This window comes from Albimonas sp. (assembly GCF_055129145.1).
This window is the reverse complement of record NZ_JBSRTQ010000119.1, coordinates 1-13,567: the sequence shown is the minus strand read 5'-3', so window position 1 is coordinate 13,567 and position 13,567 is coordinate 1. Positions and strand designations below refer to the sequence as shown.

Genomic DNA, 13,567 nt, shown 5'->3' with positions numbered 1-13,567 from the left:
TCGCGCCCGGCGGCGCCTTCGCGCCGGGTTCGCACGCGCCGGGCGGGCCCGCGCCCTCGCCGGGCGGGGCTTTCGCGCCCGGCTCCCTCGCCCCCCGGTCGGACTGACCGGGGGCCGCTCAGAACAGCCGCAGCCGCCGGATCAGCCAGATCTCCAGCCCCGCCACCGCCGCCAGCAGCGCGGCGAAGCCGGCGAAGGCCCAGGAATCGCTCGCCCCCGGGATCCCCCCGAGATTCACCCCCATCAGCCCGGTCAGAAACCCCAGCGGCAGGAACACCGCCGTCACCACCGACAGCGAGAACATCGCGCGGTTCATCCGCTCCGCCGCCCGCCCCGCCAGCTGCTCATGCAGCGCGGCCGAGCGGTCGCGCATCGCGTCGAGATCCTCGACGAAGCGCGTCAGCCGCTCCGAGGCTTCGCCCAGCTCCTCCCGCTGCGCCTCCTCCAGCCCCGACACCTTCATCCGGCGCAGGTCGTTCACCGCGTCGCGCTGGGCGGCGATATAGCGGCGCAGCGGGATCGCGGCGCGGCGCAGGTCGGCGATCTCGGCCCGCGCCGCCTCCGGCGTCAGCGGGGGCGGCGCGGTCAGCGCGGCCTTGGGCGGCGGCAGGCCCGCGGCGCGCGCCGCCTCCATGGCCGCCGCGATCTCCAGCGCGTCCTCGAGCGCCGCCAGCCGGTCGTCCATCTGATCGAGCACCGGCCCCTTGCGGTCGGCGAGCCCGTCGACCAGGTCGGCGAGGAACGCGCCGGAGCTTTTCGGCCCGCGCCCCGCCTCGGCCGCGTCGCGCAGATCCTGCAGCGCCAGCAGCCCGCGGCGCAGCACCACCGACACCACCTGCCCCGGCGCCACCCATAGCCTGACCGAGATCATGTCCTCCGGCTCTGCATCCGGGTTCAGGTTGACGCCGCGCAGGATCACCAGCGCGCCCCCGGCCAGCGCCTGGGCGCGGGGGCGGGTGTCCTCGTCCATCAGCGCCTCGACCGCCAGCGGCGGCACCGCCAGCGGCAGGCCCGGGCCCGCCGGCCCGTCATGGCCCGACAGCCACGCCTCCGCCCCCGGCGCGTTGCGGTTCACGTGCAGCCAGCGCCAGCCGCCCGGCTCGTCCGGATCGCCGGCGCAGGCCTCCGGCGCCAGCGGACGCGACGCGCCGGAGGGCGCCACGTCGAACGCCCAGAGCAGCACCGGCGAGCGCTCGGGCGCAGCGGCGGAAGGGTCGGGCGGCGCGGCGAAGGGGTCGTCGGTCACGGTCATCGGCGCGAGGTCTCCATGCGGCGCGGCCCGCGTGAGGGCTGGTCGCAAGCTAGCCCGCGGGGCGCGGGACGCAACCCGGCGGGGCGACGCCGCCGCCGTCCTCCGCCCCGGGACCACGGCCGGGCCCGCGGCCTGAGCCCCCTGCCACGCGAACGGGCGGCCCCGCAGGACCGCCCCCCAAGTCGCCCCGCCTCACCCCTTCAGCGGATAGCCGAGATCCGAGACAGCGGCCCGGATCTCGTCCAGGATCGCCGGGTCGTCGATGGTCGCGGGCATCTTGAACTCGGCCCCGTCGGCGATCTTGACCATGGTGGCCCGCAGGATTTTCCCCGAGCGGGTCTTGGGCAGGCGATCCACCACCACCGCCAGCTTGAAGGCGGCCACCGGCCCGATCTCGTCGCGCACCAGCTTGATGCACTCGCGCGCGATGTCCTCATGCGGCCGGTCCACGCCCTTGGTCAGGCAGACGAATCCCATGGGAAGCTGGCCCTTCAGCTCGTCCGTCACCCCGATCACCGCGCATTCGGCGACGTCGGGATGGTTGGCCAGCACCTCCTCCATCGCCCCGGTGGACAGCCGGTGCCCCGCCACATTGATCACGTCGTCGGTGCGCGCCATGATCCAGACATAGCCGTCTTCGTCGATCATCCCCGCGTCCCCGGTCTCGTAATAGCCCGGGAAGTGGTGGAGATAAGATTTGATGAAGCGCTCCTCGCCGTTCCACAGCCCGGGCAGCGTCCCCGGCGGCAGCGGCAGCTTGATGGCGATCGCGCCGAGCGTCCCCCGCTCCACCTCATGCCCCGCCTCGTCGAGCACCTGCACGTCGTAGCCCGGCATCGGCACGGTGGGCGAGCCGACCTTCACCGGCAGCAGCTCCAACCCCGCGGGATTGCCGGCGATGGCCCAGCCCGTCTCCGTCTGCCACCAGTGATCGATCACCGGGATCTTCAGCAGATCCGCGGCCCAGTTCACCGTGTCGGGGTCGGCGCGCTCGCCGGCCAGGAACAGGTAGTTGAGGCAGGAAAGATCGTAGCCCTGCTTGAACGCGCCCTTGGGGTCGTCGCGCTTGATCGCGCGGAAGGCGGTCGGCGCGGTGAAGAAGGACCTGACCTTGTGCTCCGAAATCACCCGCCAGAACGTGCCGGCATCCGGCGTCCCCACCGGCTTGCCCTCGAACAGCACCGTGGTGCAGCCGGCGATCAGCGGCCCGTAGCAGATGAAGGAATGCCCCACGACCCAGCCGACGTCCGAGGCCGCCCAATAGACGTCCCCCGCCCCCACGTCGTAGAGGTTGCGCATGGTCCAGGCGAGCGCCACCGCATGGCCCCCGCTCGGCCGGATCACGCCCTTGGGCGAGCCGGTCGTGCCCGACGTGTAGAGGATGTAGAGCGGATGCATGGCGGGCAGCGCCACGCAGGGCGCGGGCTCGGCCCCCGTCACGAAGTCCACCCAGTCGTGATCGCGGCCGGGGATCAGCTCGCACGGCCCCTGCTCGCGCTGCAGGACCACGGTGAAATCCGGCTTGTGGGTCGCCTGCGCGATCGCGCCGTCGATCAGGGGCTTGTAATGCACCACGCGCCCCGGCTCGATCCCGCAGGACCCCGCGAGGATGGCCTTGGGGGTGCAGTCGTTGATCCGCACCGCCAGCTCATGCGCGGCGAAGCCCCCGAACACCACCGAATGCACCGCCCCGATCCGGGCGCAGGCGAGCATCGCGACCAGCGCCTCGGGCACCATCGGCATGTAGATGATCACCCGGTCGCCGGCCACGACGCCCTTGGCCGCCAGCGCGCCGCCGAGCGCTGCGGTCTGCGCCTGCAGCTCGGCGAAGGTCATCCGGGCCTTGGTCCCGGTCACCGGGCTGTCGTAGATGATCGCCACGTCCCCGCCGCGCCCGGCCTCGACATGGCGGTCGACGGCGTTGAAGCAGGTGTTCATCTCGCCGTCGGCGAACCAGTCGTTGCCGGCCGGGCCGTTCCCGTGCAGGGCCTTGGTCGGCGGCCTGGTCCAGTCGATGGCCTTGGCGGCCTCCATCCAATAGCCGTCCGGATCGGTCTTCCAGGCGTCGTAGGCGTCACGATAGCCCATCGCGCTTCTTCCTCCCGTCATCGGGGCCGATCCCGCGCTCGCCGCGCGCGGCCCCCTTCAATTCCGCAGCGTCACCTTGGCCGGGGCGCGGGCCCGCCGCCTTGATCCGGGTCAAGCCCGGGGCGGCGGCGCCCCTCAGGCGTAAGAGGTGATCGGCGTCGAGGCCAGCGCCGCGATGTTCAGCAAGCCCCGCGCCGTGATCGCCGGCGTCACGATATGCGCCCGGTTGCCCATGCCCATCAGGATCGGCCCGACCTCCAGCGCCCCCGACATCAGCTTGAGGATGTTGCGCATCCCCGAAGCCGCGTCGGCGTTGGGCAGGATCAGGATGTTCGCCGCCCCCTGGATGCGGCTGTGCGGGAAGATGCGGTCGCGGATCTCGGGATCGAGCGCCGCGTCCGCATGCATTTCGCCCTCATAGGCGAAGCCGCGGGGCTGGCTGTCGAGGATCTCCAGCGCGCGCCGCACCTTGCGCCCCGACGGCGTGTCGAGGTTGCCGAACTGGGAATGCGACAGCAGCGCCACCTGCGGAGTCAGCCCGAAACGGCGCGCATGGCGGGCGGCGCCGATGGTGATTTCGGCGATCTCCTCCGCCGTCGGGTCCGGATGAACCTGGGTGTCGGCGATGAACACCAGCCCGCGTTCCAGCAGCATCAGCGACAGCGCGCCGAGCGGATGGTAGCCGTCGGTCCCCAGCAGCTGGGTCACGTATTTCAGATGCCACAGATACTGCCCGAAGGTGCCGCAGATCAGGCTGTCCGCCTCCCCCCGCCGCACCATGACCGAGGCGATGGCGGTCAGGTTCGTGCGCATCACCGCGCGGGCCAGGTCCGGGGTCACGCCGCGCCGCTGCATGATCTGGAAATAGGTCTCCCAGTAGTCGCGATAGCGGGGATCGGACTGCGGGTTCACCACTTCGAAGTCGCGGCCGGCCTTGATCGGCAGGCCGTAGCGTTCCAGCCGGCTCTCGATCACGTCGGGGCGTCCGATCAGGATCGGCTTGTGGGTGGTCTCCTCCAGCATCCCGTAGGCGGCGCGCAGCACCCGCTCATCCTCGCCCTCGGCGAAGACGATGCGCCGCGCCGCCGACCGCGCCGCGTCGAAGACCGGCCGCATGATGAGCGAGGAGCGGAACTGCGTGCTCTCCAGCCCCGCCCGGTAGGCCTCCAGATCGGCGATGGGCCTGAGCGCCACGCCCGACTCCATCGCGGCCTTGGCGACGGCCGAGGCGACGGCGGGCAGCAGCCGGGGGTCGAAGGGTTTCGGAATGAGGTATTCGGGACCGAACACCAGCCGCTCGCCCTGATAGGCCGCCGCCGCCTCGGCCGACGACGCCTGCAACGCGAGGTCCGCGATGGCCCGCACGCAGGCGATCTTCATCTCCTCGTTGATCGTGGTCGCGCCCACATCCAGCGCGCCGCGGAAGATGAAGGGGAAGCAGAGGACGTTGTTGACCTGATTGGGGTAGTCCGAGCGCCCGGTGGCGATGATCGCGTCGGGCTTCGCCGCCCGCGCGATTTCGGGCATGATCTCCGGCGTCGGGTTGGCGAGCCCGAAAATGATCGGCGTGTCCGCCATCTTGGCCACCATCTCGCCGGTCATCACGTTGCCGGCGGAGAGGCCGAGGAACAGATCCGCCCCCGCGATCACGTCGCCGAGCTCGGTGCCCCCCGCCGCATCGCTCTCGGGCCGCATATAGGCGACCTTCTGCGGACCCATGTTGTCGCGCCGCCCGGTATGGATCAGGCCGTGGCGATCCAGCAGCCAGACGTTCTCCCGCTTCACCCCCAGCGTCAGCAGCAGGTTGAGGCAGGCGATCCCCGCCGCCCCCCCGCCCATCGACACCACCCGGATATCCTCGAACTTCTTGCCCGCGACCCGCATGGCGTTGTAGGCGGCCGCGCCGACCACGATGGCGGTGCCGTGCTGGTCGTCATGAAAGACCGGGATCTTCATGCGGGCCTTGCACAGCTCCTCGACCACGAAGCAGTCGGGCGCCGCGATATCCTCGAGGTTCACCGCGCCGAAGGTCGGCTCCAGCGCGCAGACGATGTCGGCCAGCTTCTCGGGGTCGCGCTCGTTCACCTCGATGTCGAAGCAATCGATGTTGGCGAATTTCTTGAAGAGCACCGCCTTGCCCTCCATCACCGGCTTCGAGGCCGCGGCCCCGATATCCCCCAGCCCCAGCACCGCGGTGCCGTTGGTGATGACGGCGACCAGGTTCGCGCGCGCCGTGTAGCGCGCCGCGGTGGTCGGGTCCTTCTCGATCTCGAGGCACGCATCGGCGACGCCGGGAGAATAGGCGCGGGACAGATCGCGCTGGTTGGCCATGGGCTTGGTCGCCCGGATCTCCAGCTTTCCCGGCCGCGGGAACTCGTGGTAGTCGAGCGCGGCCTGCCGCGCGGCGTCCTGGCGTTCGTCCTTCATCGCCCTGTCTCCCTGGTTCGGCCGGGCGCCGGCGGGGCTCCCTGCCCGTGCCCCGGCCGGTTATGGGTTGCGGCGGCCCCGCCCGCCGTCGCGCGCGGGGACCGCCGGTTTTTCAGCGGCGAGCCTTGGTCCGCTTCCGCCCCGGGGTCAAGACGCGCGCGCGGCCCGATCCCGGCGCGCGCCCCCATTCCGCCCTGACGCAGTCAGTCCGTCAGCGGCCGAGCCGATGCGGGGCCAGCAGCGCCGCCATCGTGGCATGGGCGGGCGCATCGAGCCCGTGGGAAGCGGACATCCGCGCCACCGCGCCCGACAGCCAGTCCACCTCGATCGGGCGCCCGGCGTCGAGATCCTTGGCCATCGAGGCGCGCATCGCCGCGGGCAATCCGGCGATCTGCTTGACGGTCGCGGCCTCGTCGGCTTCGGTGATCGCCACGCCCTCGGCGCGCGCCAGCGCCCCGATTTCGGCCACCGACCGGGCGGCGAGCGCGCTGAGCGCCGGGCTCGCATGGATGTCGCCCGCCGTGCCGCGCGACCCCGCCGTGGTCCCGGCGAGCGTCGCCAGCATCATGAACTTCTTCCAGAGGGCGACGCGGATATCCTCCGGCACGGCCGCGTCGATCCCGGCCGCGGTCATCGCCTCCGCCACCGCCAGCGCGCGCGCCGACCGGGCGCCGTCCCGCTCCGCGAAGCGATACCAGGCGAAGGTGGTCGCCATGTCGATCCGCCCCGGCGCGCCCAGGAACACCGAGATCCCGCAGGTCCCCTCCAGCACCCGGCCCGCGCCCAGATGCGCCTCCAGCCGGGACGAGGCCTCGACCCCGTTGAGGAACGGAATGACGAGGGTGTCCGGCCCCATCAGCGGCAGGCACAGCGGCGCCGCGGCATCCAGGTCCTGCGCCTTGACCGCGAACAGCACCACGTCCACCGGCCCGAGCGCCGCGGGATCGTCCGAAGCGACCCGCGGGCGGCCCACGCTTTCGCCCCCCGCCGAGATCAGGCGCAGGCCGTCGGCCTTGATCGCCGCCAGATGCGCCCCGCGGGCGAGGCAGGCGACATCGCCCCCGCTCTCCGCCAGCTTCACCGCGAGATAGCCGTTCACGGCCCCCGTCGCCACCGTCGCGAACCGCATGAGTTCCGCTCCCGCCTGTCCCCGCGGGACCGTCCCCGCCGGCCGACCATGCCGCCCCAGGCCGGACGTCACAATACCCCCGCCCCCGCGGAAACGCCGCGGCCCCGCCCCCCGCCTGCGCTCAACCCCGCCCGTCGCGATGCGGGCGCAGCACCGCATAGAGCGCCGCCGTCACGGGGACCGGCACGCCCAGCTCGCGCCCCATGCGCAGCACCGCCCCGGTCATGTGGTCGAGCTCCAGCGCACGCCCCGCCTCCAGATCCGCGGCCATGGACGAGCGGATCGCCCCCGACATTCCCTCGAACCGCGCGAAGATCCGGTCGGGCGTGTCGGCCGGCACCGGCGCCCCCGAGGCCACCGCCACCGCCATCGCCTCATGCACCAGCGCCTCGTAGAGCGCGCGCAGCTCGGGCAGCGCCCGGATCTCGGCCAGATGGCAGCGCGCCGCGGCGGTCAGCGTGCCGTTGCCGTTCCACGCGATCATCTTGCGCCACAGATCGACCCGCACGTCGTCCGACGCCGGCGCGGGCGCGCCGGCCGCGAGGAACATCGCGCGCACGCCTGCCGCGGGCTCCGTGTCCTGGCGCCCGTCCCGGTCGCCGAGCACCACGCCCGTCTCGCTGTCGAGCTTGCCGATGACGCCCGGCCGCACGATCTCGGCCGAGACCTGGGCCGTTCCGATCAGCGCCCGCCCCGTCCCGTAAAACGCCTCCAGCCGGGCCGTCGCGGTCACCCCGTTGAGGATCGGCAGCGCCACGCCCCCCGCCGCCATCAGCGGGCGCGCCATCTCCATCGCGGCGTCGAGCTGATGGCCCTTCACTCCGAAGATCACCAGATCGGCGGGCGCGAGCTCCGCCGGATCGGCCGAGGCCGGAACCTGCACGGTGGTCGACTTCCCCCCGTTCTCCTCGAGCGTCAGCCCCCCCGCGCGGATCGCGTCGAGATGCGCGCCGCGCGCCACCACCGAAACCGGATTCCCCGCCGCCGCCAGCCTCACCGCCAGATAGCCCCCGATCCCGCCTGCGCCGACGACCGCAACCTTCATGTGCCTGCTCCCTGCATCCCGAAACCGCGCCGACCCTACCCACCCCTGCCCCCCGAGGCTCGGCCCGCGATGACGCAGCACGTCGCCGGGCCGAAACCGCGTCGGGCCGAAACCGCTTCGGGACCGAGCCAGCCCAAACAACCGAAAAGGCGCGCCGATCCTTCGACCGGCGCGCCTGGCGCGTCCTCCCTGCCCGCCGCGCTTGCGTCGCGCCGCTGGACCTTCCGCGCGGGTCGCGCCCGCGCGGGAACCGATGGCTTGCTCCGTCCGCCTCGCCTTACTCCGCCGCGTCGGGGCGGCGGCTTTCGCGGATCAGGCTCAGGATGTTCTTCGCCGCCTCCGGAATATTCGTCCCCGGCCCGAAGATCGCCTTCACCCCGGCGCCGTAGAGGAACTCGTAATCCTGATGCGGGATCACGCCGCCGCAGATCACCAGCACATCCTCCGCGCCCCGCGCCCGCAGCGCCTCGATCAGCTTGGGCGCCAGCGTCTTGTGCCCCGCCGCCTGGCTCGACACGCCCACCACATGCACGTCGTTGTCGATGGCGTCCTGGGCCGCCTCCTCCGGCGTCTGGAACAGCGGCCCCACATCGACGTCGAAGCCGATGTCGGCGAAGGCCGTGGCGATCACCTTGGCGCCGCGGTCGTGGCCGTCCTGGCCCATCTTCACCACCAGCATGCGGGGACGACGGCCCTCCTCCTCCGCGAAATCCTCCACGTCCTTCTGGATCGCGGCGAAATCGGCGTCGCCCTCATAGGCCGCGCCATAGACGCCCGACAACGTCTTCACCTCGGCGCGATGCCGTCCGAAGCTCTTTTCCATGGCGTCCGAGATCTCCCCGACCGTGGCCCGCGCCCGCGCCGCCTCGACCGCCAGCGCCAGCAGGTTGCCCGAGCCGTCCGCGGCCGCCGCCGACAGCGCGTCGAGCGCCGCGTCGCAGGCCGCCTGGTCGCGCGCGTCGCGCACCTGCTTGAGCCGCGCGACCTGGGAGACCAGCACCGCCTCGTTGTCGATGTTGAGGATGTCAAGCTCATCCTCCTTGCCGAGCCGGTACTTGTTGACCCCGACGATCACTTCCTCGCCGCGGTCGATGCCGGCCTGGCGCTTGGCGGCGGATTCCTCGATGCGCAGCTTGGGCATGCCCGAGGCGACCGCCTTGGTCATGCCGCCCATCGCCTCGACCTCCTCGATCAGCGCCCAGGCCTTTTCCGCCAGCTCGGCGGTGAGGGACTCGACGTAATAGGAGCCCGCCAGCGGATCGACGACATGGGTGATCCCCGTCTCCTCCTGCAGGATCAGCTGCGTGTTGCGCGCGATGCGGGCCGAGAAATCGGTCGGCAGCGCGATCGCCTCGTCGAGCGCATTGGTGTGGAGGCTCTGCGTCCCCCCCAGCGCCGCCGACATCGCCTCATAGGCGGTGCGGATGACGTTGTTGTAGGGGTCCTGCTCGGCCAGCGACACGCCCGAGGTCTGGCAATGGGTGCGCAGCATCTTGGAGCCCGCCTTCTCCGCCCCGAAATCGGTCATGATCCGCGACCACAGCAGGCGGGCGGCGCGAAGCTTGGCGGCCTCCATGAAGAAGTTCATGCCGATGGCGAAGAAGAACGACAGGCGCCCGGCGAACTGATCCACCGTCATGCCCTTGGACACCGCGGCGCGCACGTATTCCATGCCGTCGGCCAGCGTGAAGGCCAGCTCCTGCACCAGGTTCGCGCCGGCTTCCTGCATGTGGTAGCCGGAAATCGAGATCGAGTTGAACTTCGGCATTTCCGCGGACGTGTATTCGATGATGTCCGCGATGATCCGCATCGAAGGCTCGGGCGGATAGATGTAGGTGTTGCGGACCATGAACTCCTTGAGGATGTCGTTCTGGATGGTCCCCGACAGGAGTTTCCGGTCGACCCCCTGCTCCTCGCCCGTCACGATGAAGTTCGCCAGAATGGGGATCACCGCCCCGTTCATGGTCATCGAGACGGACACTTTCTCAAGCGGAATCCCGTCGAACAGCACCTTCATGTCGGCGACGGAATCGATGGCGACCCCGGCCTTGCCCACGTCCCCGACAACCCGCGGATGGTCGGAGTCATAGCCCCGGTGCGTCGCCAGGTCGAAGGCCACCGACACGCCCTGCTGACCGGCCGCGAGCGCCCGGCGGTAGAACGCGTTCGACTCCTCCGCGGTCGAGAACCCGGCATACTGGCGGATGGTCCAGGGCCGCCCCGCATACATCGTGGCGCGCGGGCCGCGCACGAAGGGCTCGGCCCCGGGGATGGTGCCCAGATGGTCCAGCCCCGCCACATCCGCCTCGGTGTAGAGCGGCTTCACGTCGATGCCCTCGATGGTCTTCCAGACCAGATCGTCGGGGGTCTTGCCCTTCAGCTCGCGCGCGGCGAGCGCCTTCCAGGCGTCGATATCGGATTTGGTCATGTCAGCCCTCCTTGACGCGCGCTGGGCGCGAACGTCGCGATGACGGGAGGGGGGCGCCGACCATGCGGTCCGGCGCCCCCCTGCGGATAGGGTTGCGGGTCGCGGAAGCGGGGACCGGACTCGATCCTCCCGCCGCCGCTCCGGGAAACGTGCGGAGCCCGGAGGGCCCCGCGGCCTCGGGGCGGGTGGAAGCCGGCCGGGGATAGGCTAAGATGCACCCCCGGCGCGGCCTTTCGGCCATCGCCGCGAAGAAAAGCGGAAAAGCAGGGATGGACATGACGCGCATCGATCGACGAGCCGACCGCGAGACGACCGACGCCCGCCGCGCCCTGCGCCGCGCGCCGCCGCTGCTGCTGGCCGCGCTCTGCCTGATCTTCGCGCCCGCGTCGCTGGCCGCCGCCGCCGACGCGGTCGAGCAGACCGCGCCCACCACGCGGACGCCGTATTCCGCGCCCCCGGCGGCCGCGGTCACCGACCCCGACGCCGATCCGCTGGAACCATACATGTGGGTGTCGCGCCCGATCATCATCTTCGCCGACAACGATCGCGACCCGCGGCTGGTCCACCAGCTGCGCGAGATCGAAAACATGCGGTCGTCGCTCGAGGAACGCGACGTGGTGGTGATCGTCGACACCGAGCCCGGCCCCTCGCGGTCCGAGACCACGGCGCTGCGCCGCAAGTTCCGGCCCCATGATTTCAACCTGCTGCTGATCGGCAAGGACGGCCAGGTGAAACGCCGCAGCCCGCAGCCGGTCTCCGGCGCGCAGCTGGTCCGCCAGATCGACCGCCTGCCGATCCGCCTGCAGGAAACGGGGCGCCCGTAGCCCCCTCCAACCCGACCGTCGCCGGCCGGGCTTCGCCCGCCCGGAACGCACGGGGGGAGAAGGAGGCCCGAAGGCCCCGCCCCACCCCTGCGCGGTCCGGTCGCGGCCATGGCTTACTCGAACTCCATGATCACGTCGTCGACCATCAGGCTCGCGCCCGCCGCCGCATTGACCTTGGTCACCACGGCCTTCTTTTCGGCGCGCAGGACGTTCTCCATCTTCATCGCCTCGACGACGCAGAGCACCTGGCCCTCCTGCACCTCGTCGCCCTCGGCCACGTCGACCGAGACCACCAGCCCCGGCATCGGGCACAGCAGCATCTTCGACGTATCCGGCGGCATCTTCACCGGCATCATCGCGGCCAACTCCGCCTGCCGCGGCGTGAACACCTGCACCTTCAGGTCGGCCCCGCGATAGCGCACCCGCGCGCCCCCGGTCCCGAGCCCGATCTTGGCCACGATCGGCTCGCCCCCGACGGTGGCGCGGGCCAGCGACTGCCCCGGCGTCCAGTCGGTCTCGACCCGCCAGGCCTCGCCCTCCAGGCTCACGTCCCAGCCGCCCTGACCCTCTGAGACGACCGTCTCAAAGCTCTCGCCGCCGATCAGCACCACCCAGTTCGGGTCCAGCCGCCGCGTGTGGTTGCGCATCGCGCCCGAAATCCGGGCCGCGCGCCCCTCGACGATCATGTTCATCGCCGCCGCCGCCGCCGCCAGCCGCTTCAGCGCCGGCTTGCCCAGCGTGACCCCGTCGAAGCCGTCGGGAAACTCCTCCTCGATGAAGGCGGTGGAGATGTCGCCCGAGATGAACCGCGGATGGTCCATCACCGCCGCGCAGAACGGCAGGTTGTGGCCGATCCCCTCGACCTCGAACCCGTCGAGCGCATTGCGCATCACCTCAAGCGCCGTCGCCCGGTCCGGCCCCCAGGAGCAGAGCTTCGCGATCATCGGGTCATAATACATCGAGATTTCGCCGCCCTCGTAGACCCCGGTGTCGTTGCGCACGACATGGGTGGGCGTCGACACCTCTTCGGGCGGGCGATAGCGCGACAACCGGCCGATGGAAGGCAGGAAGTTGCGATACGGATCCTCGGCGTAAAGCCGGCTCTCGATCGCCCAGCCGTTGATGCCGATATCGTCCTGGGTCATCGACAGCTTCTCGCCGTAGGCGACCCGGATCATCTGCTCCACCAGGTCGATTCCGGTGATCAGCTCGGTCACCGGATGCTCGACCTGCAGGCGGGTGTTCATCTCCAGGAAGTAGAAATTCCGGTCCCCGTCGACGATGAACTCCACCGTGCCGGCGGACGAGTAATTCACCGCCTTGGCGAGCGCCACCGACTGCTCGCCCATCGCCTTGCGGGTCTCGGGGTCGAGGAACGGCGACGGCGCCTCCTCGATCACCTTCTGGTTGCGGCGCTGGATCGAGCATTCCCGCTCATTGAGCCACAGGCATTCGCCATGCTTGTCGCCCAGCACCTGGATTTCGATATGGCGCGGCTGGGTTACGAATTTCTCGATGAAGATCCGGTCGTCGCCGAAGGAGCTCTTCGCCTCGTTCTTGGAAGACTGGAAGCCCTCGCGCGCCTCCTGGTCGTTCCAGGCGATGCGCATGCCCTTGCCGCCGCCGCCGGCGGAGGCCTTGATCATCACCGGATAGCCGACCTCGTTGGAGATCTTGACCGCGTCGTCCGCGTCCTCGATCAGCCCCATATAGCCGGGAACGGTGGACACCCCGGCCTCCTTGGCGAGCTTCTTGGAGGTGATCTTGTCGCCCATCGCCTCGATGGCCGACGCCGGCGGCCCGATGAAGGCGACGCCCAGATCCTCGAGCTTCTTCGCGAAGACCGGGTTCTCGGACAGGAACCCGTAGCCCGGATGCACCGCCTCGGCCCCCGACTGCTTGATCGCATCCAGGATCTTGTCCATCACGATATAAGACTGGTTGGCCGGCGGCGGACCGATATGGATGGCCTCGTCCGCCATGCGCACATGCAGCGCGTTCTTGTCGGCGTCCGAGTAGACCGCCACGGTCTTGATGCCCATCTTGCGCGCGGTCTTGATGACGCGGCAGGCGATCTCGCCCCGGTTGGCGATCAGGATCTTCTTGAACATGGCCCCTCCTGAGCGGCCCGGATCAGGGCCGCGAATGCGCGAAGGCCCGCCGCGCACGGGGCGCGGCGGGCGGTCGTATGCGGATCGGCCATGGTGCGCGCGCGGAAATCTCCGCGCGCGGCGTCGCGACGAAAGCCGCGGTCAGTCCAGGCTGATCTGTTTCTTGGAAGTGAGCGCGCCGGTTGCGGCGCCGGCCGCGCCGCCGATGACGGCGCCGGTGCCGACCGATCCGCCGGTGACGGCGGCCGCGCCCGCGCCGAGCA

General features: G+C 70.8%; 8 protein-coding genes. 1 reads left to right on the top strand and 7 read right to left on the bottom strand.

All coding sequences use genetic code 11. From position 1 onward, the window contains the following. Window positions 1–118: 118 nt before the first annotated feature. The 6 genes from ACTB72_RS16295 to scpA all read right to left on the bottom strand — a co-directional run bounded on the left by ACTB72_RS16295 (window position 119) and on the right by scpA (window position 10,369). A complete protein-coding gene (locus ACTB72_RS16295) occupies window positions 119–1,252 on the bottom strand; it encodes a zinc transporter ZntB (RefSeq protein WP_463038060.1) in 1,134 nt (377 codons plus the stop codon). A gap of 192 nt (window positions 1,253–1,444) precedes the next feature. After that, the gene (locus ACTB72_RS16290) at window positions 1,445–3,340 is read right to left on the bottom strand and encodes an AMP-binding protein (RefSeq protein WP_463038059.1); all 1,896 of its coding nucleotides are present in this window, start codon (window positions 3,338–3,340) and stop codon (window positions 1,445–1,447) included. A gap of 135 nt (window positions 3,341–3,475) precedes the next feature. Continuing rightward, window positions 3,476–5,767, bottom strand: a complete 2,292-nt coding sequence (locus tag ACTB72_RS16285; RefSeq protein ID WP_463038058.1) for an NADP-dependent malic enzyme — start codon at window positions 5,765–5,767, stop codon at window positions 3,476–3,478. Window positions 5,768–5,978: 211 nt separating this feature from the next. Next, the gene (locus tag ACTB72_RS16280) at window positions 5,979–6,896 is read right to left on the bottom strand and encodes a ketopantoate reductase family protein (RefSeq protein WP_463038057.1); all 918 of its coding nucleotides are present in this window, start codon (window positions 6,894–6,896) and stop codon (window positions 5,979–5,981) included. A gap of 121 nt (window positions 6,897–7,017) precedes the next feature. Beyond that, the gene (locus ACTB72_RS16275; protein ID WP_463038056.1) at window positions 7,018–7,941 is read right to left on the bottom strand and encodes a ketopantoate reductase family protein; all 924 of its coding nucleotides are present in this window, start codon (window positions 7,939–7,941) and stop codon (window positions 7,018–7,020) included. Between the two features lie 277 nt (window positions 7,942–8,218). Further along, window positions 8,219–10,369: a methylmalonyl-CoA mutase gene (scpA, locus tag ACTB72_RS16270; protein WP_463038055.1), complete on the bottom strand. Its 2,151-nt coding sequence runs from the start codon at window positions 10,367–10,369 to the stop codon at window positions 8,219–8,221. 275 nt (window positions 10,370–10,644) lie between these two features. Between scpA and ACTB72_RS16265 the strand changes: the two genes are divergently transcribed. Continuing rightward, the gene (locus ACTB72_RS16265) at window positions 10,645–11,193 is read left to right on the top strand and encodes a DUF4174 domain-containing protein (protein WP_463038054.1); all 549 of its coding nucleotides are present in this window, start codon (window positions 10,645–10,647) and stop codon (window positions 11,191–11,193) included. Window positions 11,194–11,306: 113 nt separating this feature from the next. Here ACTB72_RS16265 and ACTB72_RS16260 read toward each other — a convergent pair whose 3' ends face one another. Beyond that, entirely contained in the window at window positions 11,307–13,304 is a 1,998-nt protein-coding gene (locus ACTB72_RS16260) for an acetyl-CoA carboxylase biotin carboxylase subunit (RefSeq protein WP_463038053.1), read from the bottom strand. Window positions 13,305–13,567 lie beyond the last annotated feature (263 nt).